This window comes from Klebsiella sp. SWET4 (assembly GCF_024296565.1).
In the GTDB taxonomy this organism is placed as follows: domain Bacteria; phylum Pseudomonadota; class Gammaproteobacteria; order Enterobacterales; family Enterobacteriaceae; genus Klebsiella; species Klebsiella variicola.
Window position 1 is genome coordinate 13,140 of sequence record NZ_JANCOB010000009.1, and the last position, 21,890, is coordinate 35,029.

General features: G+C 56.9%; 19 protein-coding genes. 11 read left to right on the forward strand and 8 right to left on the reverse strand.

Annotation, left to right across the window (positions count from 1 at the left end; translation table 11 throughout):
- Positions 1-10 precede the first annotated feature (10 nt).
- Positions 11-988, reverse strand: coding sequence for a glutarate dioxygenase GlaH (glaH, locus tag NKJ21_RS19170; protein WP_254733174.1), 978 nt, complete (start codon positions 986-988; stop codon positions 11-13).
- Positions 989-1,449: 461 nt separating this feature from the next.
- Here glaH and NKJ21_RS19175 point away from each other — a divergent pair, with 461 nt between their 5' ends.
- Positions 1,450-1,707 carry a YjhX family toxin gene (locus NKJ21_RS19175; RefSeq protein ID WP_008805277.1) on the forward strand — a complete coding sequence of 86 codons (258 nt, stop codon included), beginning with the start codon at positions 1,450-1,452 and terminating at the stop codon, positions 1,705-1,707.
- A 57-nt stretch (positions 1,708-1,764) separates the two neighbouring features.
- Positions 1,765-2,514 carry a cyclopropane-fatty-acyl-phospholipid synthase family protein gene (locus NKJ21_RS19180; protein WP_049157701.1) on the forward strand — a complete coding sequence of 250 codons (750 nt, stop codon included), beginning with the start codon at positions 1,765-1,767 and terminating at the stop codon, positions 2,512-2,514.
- 40 nt (positions 2,515-2,554) lie between these two features.
- Here the strand turns inward: NKJ21_RS19180 and NKJ21_RS19185 are convergent, their stop codons facing one another.
- A complete protein-coding gene (locus tag NKJ21_RS19185; RefSeq protein WP_254733150.1) occupies positions 2,555-3,193 on the reverse strand; it encodes a glutathione S-transferase family protein in 639 nt (212 codons plus the stop codon).
- A 218-nt stretch (positions 3,194-3,411) separates the two neighbouring features.
- On the opposite strand from NKJ21_RS19185, the gene NKJ21_RS19190 reads away from it, so the two are divergent.
- Positions 3,412-3,876 (forward strand): HNH endonuclease, encoded by a 465-nt coding sequence (locus NKJ21_RS19190; RefSeq protein WP_004191854.1) that lies wholly within the window; start codon positions 3,412-3,414, stop codon positions 3,874-3,876.
- A gap of 341 nt (positions 3,877-4,217) precedes the next feature.
- Here NKJ21_RS19190 and lpdA read toward each other — a convergent pair whose 3' ends face one another.
- From lpdA to NKJ21_RS19210, 4 genes are read right to left on the reverse strand one after another with little or no spacing between them, the layout of a single operon-like run.
- Positions 4,218-5,615, reverse strand: a complete 1,398-nt coding sequence (gene lpdA, locus NKJ21_RS19195; protein WP_044650054.1) for a dihydrolipoyl dehydrogenase — start codon at positions 5,613-5,615, stop codon at positions 4,218-4,220.
- Positions 5,605-7,140: a 2-oxo acid dehydrogenase subunit E2 gene (locus NKJ21_RS19200; RefSeq protein ID WP_049157695.1), complete on the reverse strand. Its 1,536-nt coding sequence runs from the start codon at positions 7,138-7,140 to the stop codon at positions 5,605-5,607. Before NKJ21_RS19200 ends, lpdA begins: the two co-directional genes overlap by 11 nt.
- A 3-nt stretch (positions 7,141-7,143) precedes the next feature.
- Entirely contained in the window at positions 7,144-8,163 is a 1,020-nt protein-coding gene (locus NKJ21_RS19205) for an alpha-ketoacid dehydrogenase subunit beta (protein ID WP_002889881.1), read from the reverse strand.
- Positions 8,164-8,174: 11 nt separating this feature from the next.
- Positions 8,175-9,134, reverse strand: a complete 960-nt coding sequence (locus tag NKJ21_RS19210; protein WP_002889884.1) for a thiamine pyrophosphate-dependent dehydrogenase E1 component subunit alpha — start codon at positions 9,132-9,134, stop codon at positions 8,175-8,177.
- Between the two features lie 254 nt (positions 9,135-9,388).
- On the opposite strand from NKJ21_RS19210, the gene NKJ21_RS19215 reads away from it, so the two are divergent.
- From NKJ21_RS19215 to NKJ21_RS19230, 4 genes are all read left to right on the forward strand, one after another.
- A complete protein-coding gene (locus NKJ21_RS19215; RefSeq protein WP_306471511.1) occupies positions 9,389-12,154 on the forward strand; it encodes a LuxR C-terminal-related transcriptional regulator in 2,766 nt (921 codons plus the stop codon).
- Between the two features lie 372 nt (positions 12,155-12,526).
- Positions 12,527-12,982, forward strand: coding sequence for an acetyl-CoA carboxylase biotin carboxyl carrier protein (gene accB / locus NKJ21_RS19220; protein WP_009485120.1), 456 nt, complete (start codon positions 12,527-12,529; stop codon positions 12,980-12,982).
- An 8-nt stretch (positions 12,983-12,990) separates the two neighbouring features.
- A complete protein-coding gene (gene accC / locus NKJ21_RS19225; RefSeq protein ID WP_004222829.1) occupies positions 12,991-14,337 on the forward strand; it encodes an acetyl-CoA carboxylase biotin carboxylase subunit in 1,347 nt (448 codons plus the stop codon).
- Between the two features lie 80 nt (positions 14,338-14,417).
- Positions 14,418-15,689: a Glu/Leu/Phe/Val dehydrogenase gene (locus NKJ21_RS19230; RefSeq protein ID WP_004222831.1), complete on the forward strand. Its 1,272-nt coding sequence runs from the start codon at positions 14,418-14,420 to the stop codon at positions 15,687-15,689.
- Positions 15,690-15,749: 60 nt separating this feature from the next.
- Here the strand turns inward: NKJ21_RS19230 and NKJ21_RS19235 are convergent, their stop codons facing one another.
- On the reverse strand, positions 15,750-16,670 hold the full coding sequence (locus tag NKJ21_RS19235; RefSeq protein WP_012968872.1) for a DMT family transporter: 921 nt from the start codon (positions 16,668-16,670) through the stop codon (positions 15,750-15,752).
- Between the two features lie 297 nt (positions 16,671-16,967).
- On the opposite strand from NKJ21_RS19235, the gene NKJ21_RS19240 reads away from it, so the two are divergent.
- Genes NKJ21_RS19240 through NKJ21_RS19255 form a run of 4 tightly spaced genes read left to right on the forward strand, consistent with a single transcriptional unit; the run spans position 16,968 to position 20,281 of the window.
- The gene (locus tag NKJ21_RS19240) at positions 16,968-17,807 is read left to right on the forward strand and encodes an ABC transporter substrate-binding protein (protein ID WP_004222836.1); all 840 of its coding nucleotides are present in this window, start codon (positions 16,968-16,970) and stop codon (positions 17,805-17,807) included.
- 2 nt (positions 17,808-17,809) lie between these two features.
- Entirely contained in the window at positions 17,810-18,517 is a 708-nt protein-coding gene (pxpB, locus tag NKJ21_RS19245; protein ID WP_048994187.1) for a 5-oxoprolinase subunit PxpB, read from the forward strand.
- Positions 18,514-19,500 (forward strand): biotin-dependent carboxyltransferase family protein, encoded by a 987-nt coding sequence (locus NKJ21_RS19250; protein WP_004222841.1) that lies wholly within the window; start codon positions 18,514-18,516, stop codon positions 19,498-19,500. Before pxpB ends, NKJ21_RS19250 begins: the two co-directional genes overlap by 4 nt.
- A gap of 10 nt (positions 19,501-19,510) precedes the next feature.
- On the forward strand, positions 19,511-20,281 hold the full coding sequence (locus tag NKJ21_RS19255) for a 5-oxoprolinase subunit PxpA (RefSeq protein ID WP_004222843.1): 771 nt from the start codon (positions 19,511-19,513) through the stop codon (positions 20,279-20,281).
- A gap of 222 nt (positions 20,282-20,503) precedes the next feature.
- On the opposite strand, the gene NKJ21_RS19260 is transcribed toward NKJ21_RS19255, so the two are convergent.
- The gene (locus NKJ21_RS19260; RefSeq protein ID WP_048994181.1) at positions 20,504-21,706 is read right to left on the reverse strand and encodes a pyridoxal phosphate-dependent aminotransferase; all 1,203 of its coding nucleotides are present in this window, start codon (positions 21,704-21,706) and stop codon (positions 20,504-20,506) included.
- Positions 21,707-21,890 lie beyond the last annotated feature (184 nt).

The window sequence follows — 21,890 nt, forward strand, 5'->3', positions numbered from 1 at the left end:
CTGAGAACCCTTATTGATGAGTCTGGTAATGATTCGTGGAATACGCAAAGTAGCCGCGCTGGCGCATCAGTTCGCGGCGCAGGTCCGGGTGCGGCGTAAACCGGTCACGGCCGTGCAGCCAGAACAGGTTGTTAATCAGCAGGAATTTGCCCACCGGCACCGGTATTGAAAGGATGTTTTTGCTGGTTTCCAGCGCGTCGGAAAGGCGGCTCAGCCAGGTGCCTTCTTCGAAATCTTTCGGCTGGACGAACTGGTCGATATAGCGCATTACCGGGCGGCCCAGCGAATCGACGTCGAACACCGGATGGAAGACATCCTTGCTGACGTTTTTGCTCGGCGGCGCGGCCCAGCGCATTGGGCGGCGAGCCAGCGGGTCGCGGAAAAATTCGTCGAGATGCTCCCAGTCGTCGAGATGCAGCAGCAGGGAATTGCCGCCCTGCATGTTCTGCTCGTCGATCTTCATCATTAACACGTAGTCGGTTTGCTCTTCGACGTAGGTGCCGTCGTTGTGCAGCTCCATCACCCGGTGCGGCTGGCGCAGGTAGCTGTCGGAGTTATCGACATTTTTCACCACAAAGCGAGCGTAATACTGACCGCTCATGGCGTCGAAGTTGGAACGGCCAATCAGATGGGCGACAGCGGTGGCCAGCTTGACCATCTCCTCGGCCTGGCTGACGTTATCGATCCCTTCGCCGTTGATCAGCAGCGCGCCTTCCGCACGATCGAGCAATGTTTTGATCAGCGACGGCTGCAGCTGATTGCCGCACAGATCGTCGAGGATCTTGCCGACCTGGAAGCGTAAGAAAGATTTGTATTCCAGCGCCTGCACCGGCCACTGCGCGACCTGCTGCAGGAACTGCGTGGTTGTTTCGGCGGAAAAGGTGAGCTCCAGCAGGCGCGGCGACTGTGCGGAAGGGGCAATGGAAAAGCCCGGATATGGCTGGGCTAACGGCGCGGGTGTCGGTTTTACTGCGGTCAGGGCGTTCATCAGGATCGTTCCTCGCTGTAAGGTCAGGGTGATGTTCATTTCGTAGCCATAAATTAAAAATATCTACATTTTTATAAAATGCGTACGAAATGGCCTTTTTGTTTCTATTTTGTGATCTGACAACAATTATTTAACAATGCGGGAGGGAGATAAGGTGGTGGTCAACCTTGAGGAACAGAGCGGGTGGCGGAAAGCGCAAAATGCGGGGGAGGCTGAGGGTAAATCGTAATACCGGTCACAGTTTTTAATCTGCGCCATACCCTTATGAACTGAGGGTGTTAGTATTCAGCGCGTTAATACCTTTCAATGCTTACCGAGGCTTCGATGCTGGAGAATGTCATTATCAGATAATCAGTTCCCCGACCTGCCCAGGCCGGACTGATTATCGCTGCGCTTAAACCTTACGCACACACCTGCGGGTGTAGGCATGTTTTCGCACATGATAATGAACAGGTTTCAGTATGAATTTATCCCGTCAGGAACAACGGACCTTACACGTTCTCGCCAAAGGTGGCCGTATTGCGCACGTCCGCGATACCTCCGGCCGCATTACCGCCGTCGAATGCTACACCCGTGAAGGGCTGTTGCTGAACGACTGCACCCTCGCGGTCTTCAAAAAGCTCAAAACCAAAAAGCTGATTAAGTCGGTGAACGGCCAGCCGTACCGGATCAACACCACTGGTTTGAATAACGTTCGCGCGCAGGCGGACAACCGCTGATACAGCGACCCGGGCAGGGTCGCTGCCCGGGCGTATGGCTCTCAAGGAGAAACACCCATGATCGATATCCCTCGCATTTTTACTATCAGTGAAAGCGAACACCGTATTCATAACCCTTTTACCCCGGAAAAGTACGCCACCCTGGGACGGGCGCTGCGGATGGCGCCGGGCACCGCTATTCTTGACCTTGGCAGCGGCTCCGGCGAGATGCTCTGTAGCTGGGCGCGCGATCATCAGATCGTCGGCACCGGCGTGGACATGAGCCTGCTGTTCAGCCAGCAGGCGACCGCCCGTGCAGAAGCGCTCGGGGTAAGCGACCGGGTAACCTTTGTGCATCAGGATGCCAGCGGATATGTCGCCAGCCAGCCGTGCGATATTGCCGCCTGCGTGGGGGCCACGTGGATCGGCGGCGGGGTGGCCGGCACGATTGCGCTGCTGAAGCAGAGCCTTACCCCAGGCGGCATGTTGCTTATCGGCGAGCCATGGTGGCGCAAACGTCCGGCCACGGCGGAAGAGGCGGTTGCCTGCGGCGCGCAGACTCCCGATGACTTCCTGACGCTGCCGGCGCTGGTCGCCCACTTTGGTGAACTGGGCTATGACGTGGTGGAGATGGTGCTGGCCGACCAGGAGGGCTGGGATCGTTATGAAGCGGCGAAATGGCTGACGATGCGCCGCTGGCTGGAGGCCAATCCGCACGATCACTTCGCGCCGGAGGTTCGCCAGCAGTTGACCACCGCGCCGCTGCACCATGTCACCTGGACCCGGGAATATCTCGGCTGGGGCGTGTTTGTCCTGATGGCGCGTTAACCGGTATGTCGGTAGCGTCAGGAGGCGCTACCGACCATCTTCAGACCTTCAGTTCGTCGTAGCTGACCATGACGTGCCGGCGAAAGGCGGGCCGTGCGGTTAGCCGTGCATAATACGCCGCAAGATGGGGGAGGGGACGACGGGTGATATCGATGGCAAAGTAGCGGTACAGCACATGACCAAACTGGATGTCGGCCAGGGTGAACGTATCGCCCACCAGATAGCGACTGCCGGCGAGACGTGCCTCGGCAATCGCCAGCTTTTGCTCCAGGGCCGTCACCGCCGCGGCGATGGCCTGCGGATCCCGCTCGGCGGCGGGCGTGCGCACCACGCGCCAGAACACTGGCGCCGTAAAGCCGAGGGCAATATTCTGCTTTGACCACTCGGCCCAGCGATCAACCTCAGTGCGGGCCAGCAGATCGCCCGGCCAGAAGGCGTCATCGGCGTAGCGACTGGCTAAATAGCGAAGGATCGCGCCCGTTTCCCACAGCGGCGGATTATCGCCATCCTGCAGCACTGGCACCGTGCGATTGGGATTGAGCTGATAAAACGCCTCGCTGTCGGTACCACCATAGCGATGCCCCACGTCGAACCGGAGATAGTCCAGCCCAAGCTCGCCAACACACCACATCAGCGCCTGCACGTTAGAGGAGGTTTTTCGGCCCCAGATGGTCAGCATTGAGATCTCCAGAGAACAGGGAAAGAAGGAGCATAGCAGGTTGGGTTGAAAACGTGAGGGGGAAAAGATGAGTGGTACAGCGGTGTATATGGTGTGGGGACGCATGTTATCCCCTTGCGATAACGCGAATTCATCCCTACAAAGGTATAATGACCATCAATATGGCGCTTGTATAAAATAATGCAGCAATCATCTTTGAACGAGAATAAGGCGAGGGAGTGGAAACGTTAGTTATTCTGGCCGTAGTCGTATGGATACTTTTCAAGCTGGTACAAAAGGTTACGAGCAAACTCTATCCTCAAGACTCGGTGAAGGTACAGGAGAAACCCGACACGACACCAGCGACGGATGCCTGGGGAAATTACCCTAAAGCTGAAGGGCATGTCGTTTTATTCGAACAGTTCCGACGTGAGCAGGCGCAGCGGCAGCAAGCTGCTAAAGAGGCTGAGACATTCTACCGCTCAAGGGAGTGGCGGCGTTTACGTTACCAGGCGTTCCAGCGCTACGGCAATAAATGTTGCGTATGCGGGCGCGGCGCCAGTGACGGGATGGTGATGCACGTTGATCATATAAAACCGCGTTCTCTTTACCCGCATTTAGCCCTCGATATTGCCAATCTGCAAATCATGTGCAACGAGTGCAACGTCAGTAAGGGCAACAGAGATGAGGTTGCGTGGCAATAATAAGGACAGGTTAGCGGCTATGTGCAATTCCCCAGGTATTAAAATGTTCGTAACGAACAAATAAGCAAGTCTTGACGGAATGAATCCGCAATGACGCTTTTATTTCGTTACAGCAGCTCATTGGTGAATTCCTTCATCACCGCATTTGTCGGTAGCGCCATTTGCCTTGCGTTAGTCCTGCTCATTTTCAATAAAGTGAGATGACTGCCAGTGGCTGGAGATCAATGATGCGGGATACTTACCTAACGACGGGCTGTTACCTTATCGAACGTTCAAGGAAAATACAGGAGGGATAACGGGCAACTTACTCCGTATCACGACGCTATCGCCTCCCTTATTTTTTATTGATGCAACGGTTGGTCGCAGGCCGCGAGGATTGACTCATGCATCGCTTCGGAAAGTGTCGGATGCGCAAAGATCATCGACAGGAGACTTTCATCTGTGGCCTCCAGGTGACGGGCGATGCCAAACCCCTGGATCTGTTCCGTGACCTGTGCGCCAACCATATGCGCGCCCAGCAATTCACCCGTTTCAGCATCGAAAATGGTCTTCACAAAACCCTCCGTCTCACCGCTGGCCAGCGCCTTACCATTGCTCTGATAAGAGAACTTACCGATCCTGACGGGCCGTCCCCTGGCCAGGGCCGTCGATTCCGTCAGGCCCAGACTGGCAACCTGAGGCCGGGAATAAGTGCAACCGGGCACATAGTCGCGATCAAGCGGATGGGTGCCTTCGACACCAGCCAGTGTCTCAATGCAGATCACGCCTTCGTGGCTGGCCTTGTGCGCCAGACAAGGCGGGCCGGCTACATCGCCGATGGCATAAAGCCCAAATACGTTAGTGCGACAAGCCGTGTCCGTCTTGATAAAACCGCGGTCTAACTCGACGCCCAGTGCTTCCAGCCCCAGATCTTCAATATTCGGCTGTACGCCAACCGCCAGCAGCACGCGTTCGACTTCCAGGAAAGATTCGGCGCTCGTATTTTTCATTGTACAGCGTACCCCGGTATCGGTGAGCTGTACTTGCGTTACCTGGGTCTGGGTATGGACCTGAATCCCGCGCTTTTCGAATGACTTACGCACCGCCGCTGACACTTCGGCATCTTCCACGGGCAAAATCTGCGACGCTAGCTCGACCAGCGTCACTTTACAGCCCAGATCGTTATAAAGGCTGGCGAACTCGACGCCAATCGCGCCTGAACCGATGATTAATAGCGACCTGGGCAATCGCTTAGGCTGTAGTGCCTCGTAATAGGTCCAGATATATTCGCCATCTGGCTCTATGCCTGGTAATGCGCGTGGTCGGGCGCCCGTGGCCAGGATCACGTGATCGGCACGGTAATCGTGCGCTTCCCCCCGGGCATCCGCTACCGTTATTTGTCCCTTACCGCGCAGCCGCGCGGTGCCATCAATCACCCTCACGCCATTTTTCTTCAACAGGTACTCAACGCCACCCGTGAGCTGTTGCGAAACGGCACGGCTAAACTGCACCAGTTTCTGCAGATCGACATTCACCTCACCCACGCTGATGCCCAGCTGACTGGCATGGGTGATACTGTGCGCGACCTCAGCGCCATGCAACAGCGCCTTGGTTGGAATGCATCCCCAGTTCAGGCAGATGCCGCCCAGATGTTGTTTTTCCACTAAGGCGGTACGAAGACCTAGCTGGCCGGCACGGATGGCGGCCACATACCCCCCAGGCCCCCCGCCGATGATCAGCACATCGTAATTATCGTGCATAGCTCGTCTCCTGGATAAACATCAGGGTTGGGGTTTCAGTCAGTCGCTTGAGTTCCCGGAGAAAAGCTGCACCTGCCGCCCCATCGATGACCCGGTGATCGCAGGATAGCGATACCGTCACTTGGTGGCGCGCGACGATTTGCCCGTCGCGTACTACCGCCCGCATCTCGCCGGTGCCAATGGCGAGGATTGCGCTTTGCGGTGGATTGATGATGGCGTCAAACTGCCGGATGCCGAGCATCCCCAGATTTGACACGCTAAAGGTCCCCCCCTGGAACTCTTCCGGCTTCAGCGTGCCCGCTTTGGCCCTGGTCACCAGGGCGTGAATTTCGGCCGATATGTCGCTGATCGATTTCCGGTTCGCCGAGCGAACAATGGGGGTAATTAGCCCGTCAGGCAGCGCAACGGCCACTGAAATGTCGGCATCCACAAAGCGGCGGATACTTTGTGTCGCTTCATCAAACTGGATGTTGACGTCTGGCACGGCCACCAGCGCCAGGGCACAGGCTTTCACCAGCAGGTCGTTAACCGAAATCTTGACACCGGGTACTTCGCGGTTAATTTCCTGACGAAACGCTAACAGTCGTTCCAGATCGATATCGACACTCAAACGGAAATGGGGAGACTGTTGCTTAGAGGTTTGCAAGCGAGAAGCGATAGCCCGCCGCATACCGGACATGGGGATGCTCTCAAAGGATGTCGGGGCACTCTCCTGCACAGGGCTGGTCTGCGGGGGCCCGTCGAGCAACAACGACGCAGCCAGCACATCATCGCGACTCACCCGACCGCGTGAACCGCTGCTTCGGCAGTCATGCAAGTTGATACCCAGCTTGCCGGCCAGGCGGCGCGCCAGCGGGGTGGCCGATACCTGGCTATCATCGGCATGCGAGCGGGGCGCTTTGCTGCGACGAACGGGTGGCGTCGGAGAGGCCAGGCGACCGCCGGCGGCAACGATCGCGCTTTCCAGATCAGAAACAGAGATACGATCCCCGCGTCCGCTGCCGCGGACCTTTTTCAGGTCGACACCCCAGCGGGCAGACAGTCGTAACGCATGGGGCGTGGCATTAACCTGAGTCACATCAGTCACGCCTTGCAGACTGACGGGAATGACGGTCTGCCCAATAGGGGGCTCCGGACTGTTGGATGGCGGCGAAACAACGGAAGGTGGCTTACCGCCTGCCTGTGCCGCTACGTCCGGCGCGGCAGCCTCCGGGCCAGGGGCTGCGGGTTTCACTGTAGCCAGACTGGCAGCGAATTCGTCCAGTTCAGCATCGCTGACCGAAGCGTCAGCCACCAGAGCCAGCACGGCGCCAACCTGAAGCGTCTCACCCTCCCGGGCGATTATCCGGCGTAATGTACCGGCAAAAGGTGCCTCCAGCACATTGACGATTTTACTGGTTTCAATCTCACAGATTTCCTGCCCTCTGGTGAAATCGTCACCCTCCTGGATTGCCCATCGAGCGAGCAAGCCTTCCTCCATGGAAAGCCCCCACTTTGGCATTTCAAGCGTCTTGATTTCGCTCATAGGTTAATCCTCCAGCACTTGACGGACGGCGGCTTCGATACGTTCAACGCCAGGGATCCAGAGTTTTTCGAGAGCAGGGGAGAACGGGACCGGCGTGTGTGGCGGCGTCACCAGCAGAACAGGCGCTTTGAGGAAATGGAATGCCTGGGACGCAATTAGCGCCGCGACATCATGAGCAAAACCGAAGCGTGCAGCGGATTCGTCGACAATCACTACCCGCCCCGTGGAAGCCACCGATTCCAGAATCCCTTCCTCATCCAGCGGTGAAATGGTTCGCGGGTCGACCACCTCGACCGAGATCCCCTCTCTGGCCAGTTTGTCCGCCACCTGGTTTGCTTTATGTACCATTGCCGACAACGCAATGATGGTGACGTCCTCTCCTTCGCGCGTGTAGTTGGCTACACCTAGCGGGATGGTATAGATCTCGTCCGGTACCTCGCCCTTGAGGTCGTACAGCATTTTATGCTCGCAGAATACCACCGGGTCGTCGTCGCGAATGGACTGGATTAACAGACCCTTGACGTCATAAGGCGTCGAGGGCACCACCACTTTCAGTCCAGGCGTGGTGGCAAAGATATTATAGGGTGACTGTGAATGCTGGGCCGCGGCGGAAAACCCTGCGCCGATCATCCCTCGCATTACCAGCGGAGCTCTGGCTTTGCCACCAAACATGTAGCGGAACTTAGCCGCCTGGTTATACAGTGCATCGTGGCTCACACCAAAAAAATCCATGAACATCAGTTCCGCGACCGGCCGCAGCCCCGTCGCTGCGGCGCCGGCCGCCATACCGATGATGGCTGACTCGGTAATGGGCGTGTCGATCACCCGATCGGAGCCGAACTGCGTCCACAGCCCTTTAGTGACACCCAGCACACCGCCAAAGGCTTCAATCTTTGCCTCTTCGGGCGCATTTCCGCCATGACCGCCACGCAAGTCTTCACCGATGAGTACCACGCGTTCATCGCGCTCCATTTCCTGAGCCAGGGCTTCCTTGACCGCTTCACGATAGGTTTTTATTGTCATGGTTATCACCCTCAGTATGAGACGTACACGTCTGTCAGCAGGTCTTCCGGAGCCGGGTAGGCAGCGGCGCGGGCCTTCAATACGGCATCGTTGACCAGGGCTTCTACTTCCTCGTCAATCGCCGCCAGTTCTTCCTGGGTGATATGCTGCTTGACCTTAGCGGTGAAAATCTTCAGCGGATCATGTTGTTCACGCAGGCGTTGCACTTCACCTTCCGCGCGGTATAGCGCGGGATCGCCTTCAAAATGACCATGCCAGCGGAAGGCTTTGGCCTCAATGACGCTTGGGCCACCGCCTTCTCGCGCACGCTTGACCGCCTCTGAGGTTGCCTCATAAACCGCAAAGAAATCGGTGCCATCGACGGTCACTGCCGGCAGGCCGAAGCCAGCGGCGCGCCGGGCGATATCACGCCCACCCACGGCGTAGTCATGACCGGTCCCTTCGCCGTAACCGTTGTTCTCGAAAATAAAGACGGCTGGAAGCTGGAGCACGACGGCCATATTGATGGCTTCAAAGACCAGGCCCTGATTAGAACCACCATCGCCCGTAAAAGAGACACCGACGTTGCCGGTTTTTAGCGTTTTTGCCGTTAGCGCGGCGCCGATGGCCAGTGGAGGGGCTCCCCCAACGATAGCATTCGCCCCCAGCATTCCTTTCGACAGGTCGGCAATGTGCATCGAGCCACCCTTACCGCGACATAACCCGCTGTCCTTACCGAATATTTCGGCCATCATGCCGTGAATGTCACAACCTTTAGCAATACAGTGGCCATGTCCACGGTGTGTTGAACCAATGAAATCTGCGCTCGTTAAATTTTCGCAGACCCCCACCGCGATGGCCTCCTCACCGGTATAAAGGTGAATGAAGCCCGGAATATCACCGCTGGTATTTTCCTGATGCAACCGCTCTTCAAAGGTCCTGATCTCCCGCATCTTGCGGTAAGCCTGCAATAACGCCTGTTTGCTGAGCATCGTTTAATTCTCCTCAATAAAGGTCACCCAGGCGGGGCCAACAGACAGGGCGAATAACCCTGGCCACACCCATGCAATGAATCTACGAGCGGTTAGAGAGAGTGCGAAGCCACCTTCATGGGGGGGTAGGTGGGGGTTTTCATGCTTGAGGTCAAACTTTCAAAATTTTGTGTAGCCATAAAGTTTGCCTGCCCCATGTCATCCCGGTGGCTGGCGTACAATTGAAAAAAAAACAAAACGAGTAGACACCACGGATGAAGCCATTGGATTTAGAAGGTCGCCAATCACCCTCACTGGTCTCCGGGCCATTGCGGCTGACGCGAGGCTTGCCGTTAATCCTGACCAAATTCGTCCCGCCTCGCTCCTCGATACAATTGCTGGAGCGCCCCCGGCTTCTTCAGCTTCTCAATCCCGTTCAGCAGTGCCGGCTGGGCGTCGTCTGCGCCGGCGCTGGATTTGGCAAAACCACGCTGTTGGCGCAATGGCATCAGCAGATGGTCGCCCAGGGGGAACGTATCGCCTGGCTGAGCCTCGATGAGGATGATGATGACGTATGGCAGTTTATTCCTTATCTGCTGCAAGCATTGCGTCCACTCTATGCTGACTGGGACGCCGATTTCTGGCGTGACATGGAAGAACAGAAGCTCTCCAGCTCCGAGCAACTGCTGGCCGGGCTCATTAATCAGCTACACTATTGCCCGCATGATGTGTACCTGATTATCGACGACTTTCACGTGATTAACGATCGCGGGGTCTATGAAGCCGTGGGGTATTTAATCAAGCATGCGCCTGCCGCCTTGCATCTGATCATTGGCAGCCGTTTCCACCCGAATCTTGCGCTGAGCCAGCTGCAGGCCCAGGACCAACTGGTGGAAATCTATGATCGAGACCTGCAATTCACGCTCGAAGAAACAAAACACTATTTTAGCCGCACGGTTGCGCTACCCCTCAGCAACCACCATGCACAGCGGCTACAGTCCGTGACAGAGGGCTGGATTGCAGGGATGAAGATCGCTTCATTGTCCGCAGAATTACAGCATGATCCCGAGCATCTGTTGCGCAATATGCATGGAGGAACACGGTCTATTGCCCGCTATCTGAAAGAGGTGGTACTGGATCCGCTGCCGGAAGAGGTTCTCGATTTTCTGGTGAAAACGTCCTTCCTCAGTCGGTTAAATGCCGAATTATGCAACGCAGTGACAGGACGTGATGATAGTAAAGCGATGCTGACATGGATTGAGCGACACAACCTTTTTTTGTCAGCCCTTGACGAACAAGGCTACTGGTTCCGCTACCATCCTCTGTTGCAGGAAAATCTTCGGATCATGCTGCAGCAGAACAACGATATTGATCGCAAACAGCTACATGAATTAGCCAGTCATTGGTTCGTCGAACAGAAGCTGTGGTCTGAGGCGGTACGCCATGCGCTCAGCGCAGGCAAGCCGGTGCATAGCCCCGTACAGGACGGCGCAAGCGCTCAGTCACTGGCGGAAGAAGGGGATATCGATACCCTGATCTCATGGATGCATCATTTACCGCCCAGCACCGATCCTTCGCGCATTGACCTGCAAATTAATCTGGCCTGGGCACTGGCGCATTATTTCCACTTTGATGAGTCGAGGCAGCTGCTTGATAACCTCGATCAGATGGTACTTCATCATCGTGAGGATTTAACCCGCAGCACCTGGTGTAAATTGCGGGTTGTGCGGGCAATTTGCGAAGCCTTTGCGGAAAACATCCCGGAGAGTCTGGCTATTGTTCAGCCGTTGCTGGCCGAAGTGCCCTGCGGCGACACCTGGGTTGATGGTCTGATATGCAATATTCTCAGCTATTGCCATGTTGTTAACCAGCGCTATCACGATGCGCTGGAGGTTCAACAGCATATGCCCTCTCCGGAAAGTCCTTTAGATAATCTGTTTGTCTCGGTTTATCGCGCTTTTATCATTGCCCAGTGCCATCTTTGTCAGGGCGATCTGGGGAAAGCCGGGTGGTACGCAGAGAAAACGTTGCGCCAGGCTGAATGTTATACCGGTACCCAGTCGACCAGTGGCGCGACGCTGGCGCCGCTGCTGGCGGAGATAGCCTATGAATGTCAGAGTGGTGACTCGCCCGATCATCTGTTAGCCGACCGGCTCGAATTCATCGACCGATTCAGTCCACCCGATGCGCTGCGTCGTTGCTATACCTATCTCGCGCGTCAGGCCCTGGATGGCGATATGCCGTATGAGGCCGAGCGATTGCTGGAGCATGCGCAGCGTCTTGCCGTGTCTCGCGGCTGGCAACGGCTCCAGGCCATGATGTTAGCCGAGCAGGTGAGGGTGCGGCTGCAGCGCGGCAATGTCACAGGCGCAGAGCAACTGCAGCGACAACTTGAACAAATGGCCGCCAGCTTCAGAATGGATGCCGAACATCCCTGTCAACGCGCTATCGCTCTGTCTGCATCCCTTAGCCGTAGCCGGTTTCTTCTCGCCAGAGGCCAGGCGCCGCAAGCCTGTATTCTCCTGGCTGAGATGGTCCCTGATCAGGAAAGCCGGGGGGACAGGTTAACCGCAGCGCGTCTGCGTACGCTCTGGTCATTAGCCTTATGGAGCAGCGGCAAAATTGCCGCTGCGCGCACGACATTTCAGCCAGTCGTGCAGCTGGCTGAACAACAGCATCTCAAGGGCCTCTTTCTTGACGCTGGCGATACCTTGCAACCTTTGCTTGCCGGTATGAATGAAACCTCTTCGGCTGGTAAAGAGGAAGGGGGAGTGCATGAACCCTGGGCCGACAAGCGCGCGCCTGCAGACGGCACACCGTTTAATAGTGGAAGCCCCGATATTCATGGCGAGCTGAGCGAGCGAGAGTTGCAGATATTACAACTGATCGCTGAAGGTCAGATGAATAAAGAAATTGCTCGCTCTCTCGCTATTTCTGCCGAGACGGTCAAATGGCACATCAAAAACATCTACGCGAAGCTTAAAGTGAATAGCCGCACTCAAGCGATGAGCCGGGCGCTGGAGATGAAATTACTGGATTAACGGTTTGAAGAGGGAGGGCTGGATATAAAATATTATTAAGACGAGCCACTTTCTTAACGGGGCTATGAGCCACGGATAATCCCGGCGTTTTTGAGCCTATGATCTTCAAAACATATTTCGTGATAACGACGTTCACTGCTCCCTCAAAACAGCCTTACCGTATGAGATTTTCAGTTTTACAGTTGATTCCTTTACTTCAGGCGATAACCCAGATAGCAAGGGATTCGTTCATTACCAGTTTGACCCTCATATTTTCTTATCCCACCACCTGAACTTCCTATGAAATATCGCCCACCAGCTCTGCTATAACTGCATCACCGCTGATTGCGCAATCGGGTACATCATTTCCTATTTCTGCGGAACCCGAAAATTATGGATATTGCCAGCATTGAAAAATTGATCGCTCTGGTTGAAGCCTCCGGCATTGGCGAACTGGAAATTGCCGAAGGGGCAAGCTCCGTGCGTATCAGCCGCGCCATCTCCAGCCCCACGGCGGTTGGGTCGTCCGCCGTATCCGCGGCCGTCGTCCAGCCGCAGTTGGATATTCCGATTCAGGCCGCACAGGCCAGGGCTATCGCATCTGACCCTGCGACGGAGCACATCACGTCATCCCCGATGGTAGGAACCTTTTATCTCTCTCCGGGACCCGGTGCGGCGCCATTTGTGGCTGTGGGTCAGCAGGTTAATATTGGCGATACCCTGTGCATCGTCGAAGCGATGAAGATGATGAATCAAATCTCGGCAGAGAACAGCGGGATCGTTAAAGCGATTCTGGCTACTGATGGTCAACCGGTTGAATTCGACCAGCCGCTGATAGTGATTGAATAGGGGATCTCATGCTGGACAAAATCGTGATTGCCAATCGTGGCGAAATCGCGCTGCGTATTCTGCGCGCCTGCCGGGAGCTTAACATCCGCTCGGTAGCCGTTCACTCTACTGCCGACCGCGAGTTAAAACACGTGCTGCTGGCCGATGAAAGCGTCTGTATTGGTCCTCCGTCATCCGCCAAAAGCTATCTCAATATTCCGGCGGTAATTTCGGCAGCTGAAGTGACGGGCGCGGCGGCCATTCATCCCGGTTACGGTTTTCTCGCAGAAAATGCGGATTTTGCCGAACAGGTGGAACGCTCAGGATTTGTGTTTATCGGCCCGAAAGCGGAAACCATTCGCCTGATGGGGGATAAGGTCTCGGCTATTCAGGCAATGAAGCAAGCTGGAGTACCGTGCGTACCGGGTTCCGATGGCCCGCTGGACGATAACCATGAGAAGAATCGCCGGCTGGCAGCCGGGATCGGTTACCCGATTATCGTCAAAGCCTCCGGAGGCGGCGGTGGGCGCGGGATGCGGGTTGTTCGCGAAGAGAAAGAGCTGGCGCAGGCCATTGACATGACGCGCGCCGAGGCAAAGGCAGCGTTCAACAATGATATGGTCTACATGGAAAAGTATCTGGAGAATCCACGCCATATCGAAATCCAGATTCTGGCCGATGGGCAAGGGCAGGCGATATATCTTGCCGAACGCGATTGCTCAATGCAGCGTCGCCACCAGAAGGTGGTGGAGGAGGCCCCTGCGCCGGGGATCACCGCGGAAATCCGCCAGGCTATCGGCGAGCGCTGTGCCAAAGCCTGTCTGGACATCGGCTATCGCGGTGCCGGTACCTTTGAATTTCTCTATCAGCAGGGTGAGTTTTATTTTATCGAAATGAATACCCGCATTCAGGTGGAGCATCCGGTGACGGAAATGATCACCGGCATTGACCTGATTAAAGAGCAGTTGAGGATTGCCTCCGGATTGCCTCTCTCCATCAGCCAGCAGCAGGTGAGCCTACGCGGTCATGCAATTGAATGCCGTATTAACGCCGAAGACCCACATACCTTCATGCCCAGCCCCGGCAAAATTACCCGTTTTCATGCGCCAGGTGGCTTCGGCGTACGCTGGGAATCTCATATCTACGCAGGTTACTGCGTCCCACCGTACTACGACTCAATGATTGGCAAATTGATCGTCATCGGCGACAGCCGGAATGAGGCCATTGCGAGAATGGAACATGCCCTGAGCGAACTGGTGATCGATGGCATCAAAACCAACGCTGAACTACAGCGGCGGATCATGGCGGATGACCATTTTCGCGCTGGCGGCTGCAACATCCATTATCTGGAAAAGAAACTGGAGCTCAATCGCTGAACTTAGCCCCAAAGCCGCCTCCGGGCGGCTTTCTTCATTTATCGCTATCAATATCACTACAGGAAAACCGGAGGTAAGTTGTGTCTGCACTCTCTTATGTGACGGGTGAGAGCCATTGTGCCTGGGCTATATATCTCTCCCAGGTGGAACGCGTTCTGCCGCTGCCCGGCGATCTCAATCGCTGGGCCAATACTCTGCGCCACCCGGAAAGGGCGCTGATTGTCGATGTTCCTCTGGAAATGGATGACGGGACGATTCGCCATTTTGAAGGCTTTCGGGTTCAGCATAATCTCTCTCGCGGACCCGGCAAAGGGGGCGTGCGCTATCACCCCGACGTCAGCCTGCAGGAGGTGATGGCGCTGGCGGCGTGGATGACCGTGAAATGCGCGGCGCTCAATCTGCCGTTCGGCGGGGCGAAAGGCGGTGTGCGCGTCGACCCGTCGACGCTATCCGACAGAGAGCTGGAGCGTTTGACCCGGCGCTACACTTGTGAAATCAGCAGAGTAATCGGCCCTCGGCAGGATATTCCGGCGCCGGACGTCGGCACTAACGCCCAGGTCATGGCCTGGATGATGGATACCTGGTCACGCAACGCCGGAACAGCCGCGACCGGCGTGGTGACGGGGAAACCGGTCCACCTCGGCGGATCGCTGGGGCGGGTACAGGCGACCGGGCGCGGCGTGTTTATCACCGGCTGTCACATTGCGGAAAAAATGGGACTCCCCGTGGCGCAAAGCCGGGTTGCGGTGCAGGGTTTTGGCAATGTGGGTAGCGTCAGCGCCGGGCTGTTTCATGCTGCTGGCGCGCGGGTGGTGGCTGTACAGGATCATCGTGCGACGTTGTATCAGCATAACGGGCTCGATATCCCGGCACTGCAGGCGTGGCAACAGGAGCACGGCACAATAGCTGGTTTCCCCGGTGCCGATAACGTGACGGAAGAGGCTTTCTGGCGTCTCGAGTACGAGATACTGATTCCGGCAGCCCTGGAGGGGCAAATTAGCGCGGAACTCGCGGCTGGGCTGCGCTGCCGCCTCATTCTGGAGGGTGCCAATGGTCCTACGCTGCCGGAGGCTGACGACGTGCTGGCTGAGCGGGGGATCGTGCTGGTTCCAGACGTTATTGCCAACGCCGGCGGGGTAACGGTCAGCTATTTCGAGTGGGTGCAGGATCTCTCCAGCCTTTTCTGGAGCGAAGAGGAGATCGACGCTCGGCTGGATACCATTATGCGCCACGCTATCGAAAGCGTCTGGCAAAAAGCGCAGGCGCTGGCAATCCCCCTGCGTACCGCCGCCTGGGCCCTAGCCTGCGAACGGATCCTACAGGCAAGTAAAGACCGCGGGCTGTATTCCTGAGGCGTGGCGATGAAAAGCCCTGCGTTGTCGGCGCGGGGCCATAGGTAGAGTCAGAAAGCGTCAGGAAGAGGCGCGCGCGATATGCGCCCGCCGTTGCCGCTGGTCACACCACAGGGTGAATATCCCCGCCAGCGCTACGATCCCTGCGCCGATCAGCGTTGAAGAACCGGGCAGGCTGTTTAAGAACAGATAACCGATGACCATCGACCAGACCAGCGTGGTGTAGTCAAACGGCGCCAGTAGCGAAGCGTCGGTAAACCGCAGGCTCAGCGTGACCAGAATCTGTGCCATGCCGCCGAAGAAGCCGCAGCCCACCAGCAACAGCAACTGACTCGGCGTAGGACGTACCCAGCCGAACAGGCTGGTTGCCAGACCAATCAGGGTGGTCATCAGCGAGAAGTAAAAGACGATGGCGCCAGGTTTTTCAATGCCGTTGAGAAAACGGATCTGAATGTTGGAGGTGGCGGTGCAAAGAGCGGCAAGCAGGGCGAACGCGACGCCGAGAGCCATCCCGGACTGCAGATGGCCGCCAGCGAACAGAGAACCGCTGGCGGTTAAACTGGCGGAGAGCATAAACAGAATGCCGGAAAAACCGACGATAACCCCCAGCCAACGGGAAAAACGTACCCGCTCTTTCAGCAGCAGGGCCGCCATGATGACGGTGAAGAGCGGAGCAGCGTAGCTCAGTGCGGTGGCGTCGGCGAGAGAAATCGATACCAGCGCCAGATAGTTGAAGTACATCCCACCGGTACCGGAAAAGCCGCGAATCAGATGGCCGAAAATATTTTTGGTCTTGATACTGGCCAGCACGTTGCCCTGAATTTTTAACCAGATAAGCAGGGGAAACATAGCAATAAAAGAGCGAAAGAAGATCACCTCGCCGGTGGGAATCGCCCCCTGCAATCCTTTGACGCAGGCCAGCATTAATGTAGCGCATAGCGCGGAGAGTATTTTTAGATAAATCCCAAGTCGGGCATTCATGTGACTACCTTTGGTTAACGGTCGCGGAGGGACGCGGCGTGGGTGTCGCGCATGGCGTAACAGTAGAGGGCGCTCGGGGCAGGCAGATAAGATAATTTTGTTCTGTGAGGATAACTTTTGCTTATCTCCCGGCGCCGGCGCCGTCATATAAATCACCTATCTCGCAACAGCGTTTCCCTCTTACCCATCACCGAAACAATGTCGATATAGTCGCGATAAGTGGTTAGCCATACCGGCGAAACGGGAAACCTTTTACCGGGTGTCGGTACTCTTTTATCCAGACCGAGGAAAACAATAATGAAACTGAAGCGAAATGCGGGTTTAGCGCTGGTTCTGACGCTGGTAGCAGTGTCCGGGGCCGCGCGCGCCGACATGCTGGCGGATATTCATGCGCGCGGTGAGCTGAAGTGCGCGGTCTATTCCGATGTGCCGCCATTTTCTGCCCCGGATCCAAAAACCCGCCAGTTGGTCGGGATGGACGTTGAACTCTGTCATGCGCTGGCAAAACAGATGGGAGTCAAGGCGCAGCTGGTTCCTACTTCCGTGGAAGCGCGTATTGCTATTATCGCCACCGGGCGAGCCGACGTGCTGATCGCCAACCTTGCCTATACCAAAACACGTGGCCGCCAGATTCAGTTCAGTGACCCTTACTACGTCGCGAAAGAGATGCTGTTGGTAAAAGAGGCGAATGCCGATAAAACCCTTGCCGATTTTAAAGGCAAGCGTATCAGCGCCACCAAGGGCACTACCTCTGAACAATCCATCGTGCTGAAGGGCGGCAAACCGGTTACCTTCCAGGACGCGGCGTCGGCGTTCCTTGCCCTTGAACAGAATAAGGTGCTGGGTTTCGTCACCAACACTATGACCGGTATCAAAATGATCGGTCAGGCAAAAAAGGACGGCATTAATCTGGCGATGATTAAAGAGCCGATGGCGCTAGAGCCTATAGGCGTGGGGATGAAGCAGGGCGAACCGCAACTGCTGGCCAGCGTCAATGAAAGCCTGAAGGTGATGGATGACGACGGGACGATCGACAAGATCTGGAATACCTGGATTGGACCGAATACCGAATACAAAATGGTCCGCGAAGAACGGGTACAACCGTTGTCCAGCCTTACGTTCGAACCGCTGGAATAAGTATGACGCCGACATCGAAAACGTTGTTACCCGAGCGCCGCGTTGAAATTCATGCCAGCGCTCCGGCGCGGATTTCCATGATGGGCAGCCGGGCCTGGCTTATCGAAGCGCCGGGTGCCTTTGACCTTCCTGCACAGCGCCGTATCTGGTCTATGGCGCAGAACCTGCAACAGTGGCCGGCGGTGGAATCCCTGATCCCCGGCGTGACCAATTTACTGGTATTGCTCCATGACACGCCGGAGGAACCGACGGCAGTGGAGCGCCGGTTACACGAGTACTGGCTGTCCGCGCAGGCGCTCAACCTCGAAGGGCGGCAGATTGATATCCCGGTGTGCTACGGTGGCGAACACGCCAGCGATCTGGAGGCGGTATGTCGGCATACTGGTTTTTCCGCCCGGGAAGTTATTCGTCGGCATTCGCAGGGGGTCTATACCGTGGTCGCGCTTGGCAGTGCGCCGGGGTTTGGCTATCTCCATGGTCTGGATCCGCGTCTGGCGACGCCGCGTAAAAAGGTGCCTTCGCTGAATATGCTCAAAGGGACGGTCACTATTGGCGGGCCACAGGCGGGGGTGTCGGTGTTGACCGGACCGAACGGCTGGAATGCAATCGGCTACGCGGAAATTGAGGTATTCAACCCCCACGCCGCCATTCCTGCATTGATGGCGCCAGGCGATATCATCCGTTTTCTGCCTGAGAGAGTCGAACTGTGATTGAGATTGAACAAAGCGGATCGCTAAATACGATTCAGGATTTAGGCCGTCCGGCGTGGCGTCATCTTGGCGTCTCAGTGAGCGGGGTGATGGATCCGCTGGCACTGCGCGCCGGTAACGCCCTGCTGGGAAACGAGGAGAATGCGGCGGCCATCGAAGTTCAGATGTTTCCCTTTCGCGTGCGTTTCCTGGCGGACACCTGGATCGCGCTCACCGGCGCCGATTGCCGGGCAAGGCTCGACGGCGATGAACTACCGGCCTGGTGGGGCTGCGCGGTACGTAAAGGACAGGTGCTTGAGTTGCGTTTTCCCCGTCGCGGCGCACGCGGCTACTTATGCGTGGCAGGGGGCATTGATGTCCCTCTGGTTCTGGGCTCGCGCAGTACCGCTCTGCGTGGCGGTTTCGGTGGACTCGAGGGGCGGCAACTACAGCGCGGCGACGTGCTGTCCTGTGGTCCCTGGCAGGGGGCGCCACTCCCGGATTCCGGGATTGGCATTGAGCCGCCGGAAGTGGCCTTAAACGCCTTTTTCCCGCGCAACGCACAGGGCGATGTCCAGATCCGAGCTATCCCCGCTGGCGAGTATCCGTTGTTTGCCGCTGATGCATCGCGGTTCTGGAGCCAGGCGTGGAAAATTTCGCAGCACAGCAACCGAACCGGCTATCGCCTGGCGGGAGAGCCTATCCTGCCAGCCGAAACGGTTGAAATGCGCTCCTATGGCCTGATACCGGGCATCGTACAGGTTCCGCCGGCCGGCGAACCGATTATCCAGTTAAGCGATGCCAACACCGCGGGAGGCTATCCCAAAATTGCCTGCGTGATTGAAGAAGATCTCTGGCGTCTGGGCCAGCTCCAGGCGGGGCAGTCAATTCAACTGGTACAGGCCGATACGTCTACCGCCATCGCCGTGCGGCAGGAAATTGAACGTTGGCTGCAGCGTTTGCGCGTCAGCATAGCGCCGCTGGTCAAGGTCGTTGGTTTATAAGGAACTCAGCATGAAAATTGATGTGAACTCTGATATGGGAGAAGGTTTTGGCGTCTATCAGCTATGTGATGATTCAGCGCTAATGGATAAGGTCTCTTCCGCCAACATCGCCTGCGGTTTTCACGCAGGGGATCCGGCGATCATGACGCGGATGGTACGCCTGGCGAAAGTGCGCGGCGTGGGGATTGGGGCCCACCCCGGTCTGCCGGATCGCCAGGGCTTCGGGCGCAAAGAGATGGCGTTCTCTGCCGATGAGATCTGCCAGCAGGTGGTATATCAGCTTGGCGCGCTCTCTGCCATTGCCCGCGCCGAGGGGACCCGGGTAGTTCACCTGAGTTTTCACGCGGCAATGGGCAATATGATTAACCGTGACGATGCGCTGGCGCTGCAGGTGATGCAGGCCGTCGCCCGGATCGATTCGCAACTGATTATCTTCTGCCAGCCGGATACTATCATTGAACGGGCGGCGCAGGCTGCCGGATTGCCGGTGCTGACGCTGTTTCTCGCTGACCGGGCCTACGACGATCGTGGACAACTTGTCCCGCGCGGTATTGCCGGTTCGCTAATCAAAGAGGAAGCGGCGGTGCGCGCCAGAGTACGTCAGTTTCTCCAGCAGGGAACGGTGACCACTTTTAGCGGCAATACGCTGTCGATACGTGCGCGTTCGATCCTGGTCCATAGCGATACCCCGGGCTCGCTGGCGCTGGCGACGCTGGTTCGTAGTGAGATTGAAGCCTGCGGTGCGACGGTAGCATCCGCGGCGGAGGTGCTGGCGCAGTAAAGCCTTTTCCCGTCACGAGGGGGCAAATCGCGCCCCTGACCACTACCTGTTCTCCCTTTACGCTATGCGCTCTCGGACCCACGGTCAGTCAAAACCCATTGGCCATCCCGCCAGGTATGAATCCATCCCGGCGCCCCTCTGGAACGATAAAAAATGCCTGCCGGGTCAGACGCCAGGCAGGCATTTCACTCTGCTTAGCGCGCACAATTTGCGCGCTACAGCTTAACGGCAACCCGCGCAGAAGGCCGCGAGGCGATCGCAACCGGTTTGCAGGCGTTCCATACTGGTGGCGTAAGAAAGGCGGAAGTAGGGGCTCATGCCGTAGGCTGCCCCCTGTACCGTCACCACGTGCTGCTCCTCAATCAGCGCCATCACAAAATCGGCGTCGCTGGCGATAAAATGGCCGCTGGCGCTGGTTTTTCCGATAAACGCCTCGATGTTGACGAACAGATAGAAGGCCCCCTGCGGCTTATGGCATCGCAGACCGGGAATACCGGCAAGACGCTCAAGCACGTAATCGCGGCGCTGGCGATAGATTTCCGCCCGTTCTGCCAGCAGATCCTGCGGGCCATCCAGTGCGGCGACGGACCCCGCTTGTGCCAGGGTCGTCACGCCGCCGCTGTTTTGCGTATTGACGTTGCTCATCGCCTTAATCAGCGTCAATGGGCCACCGCAAAAACCCAGCCGCCAGCCGGTCATTGAATAGGCTTTCGAGACGCCGTTCACTGTCAATACGCGATCGTACAGCCGGGGCTCCACCTGTGCCAGGGTCCAGAATTTCACGCCGTCATACAACAGATGCTCATAAATATCGTCGGTCATGATCCAGATATGCGGATGACGCAACAGCGTCTCACCGAGTGCCAGGAGTTCGGCATGGGTGGCGACCGATCCAGTCGGATTGCTGGGATAATTCAGCAGCAGCCATTTGGTCTTCGGCGTGATCGCTGCTTCGACGTCCTGCGGCAGTGGTTTAAAACCGTACTCTTCATGACAGGGTACTGGCACCGGTGTGCCGCCAGCGAATTTAACGATGTCGGCATAGCTAATCCAGGATGGCATGGGGATGAGTACCTCATCGCCGGGATTAATGGTCGCCATCATAGCGTTGAAGATAATCTGTCGGGCGCCACCAGCGGTCAGGATCTGGCTGATATCGTAGCGTAGCTCATTGTCGCGCAGGAACTTGCGCTGGATGGCCGCACGCAACGCTGGCGTGCCGTCCGTCGGCGGGTAGCGGGTATCCCCGGCGCATGCTGCGGCATAGGCGGCATCGATCACGTGAGGAGGAGTGGGAAAGTCCGGTTCGCCGGTAGACAGACCAACGACATCGATTCCCTGCGCGGCGAGATCGCGTGCTTTTTGCGTCATGGCGACGGAGGCGGAGACGGTAACATTTTTGAGACGATCGGCTATATCAGGCATGAGGCTGCGGTTCCTGGTTCTAAGGTCAGCAAACCCACACGCGGCGCAGAATAATCCACCGTGTGCGGCGAAGGAGGTTAATACACATCAGCCAGCATAGAGGGGGGCGAAGGTGGCAAGCTAATAGCGCTTTGTTGTGGGGACATAACGCAATGCGATGACCGAAGGAAATCGTCCTCCTGGC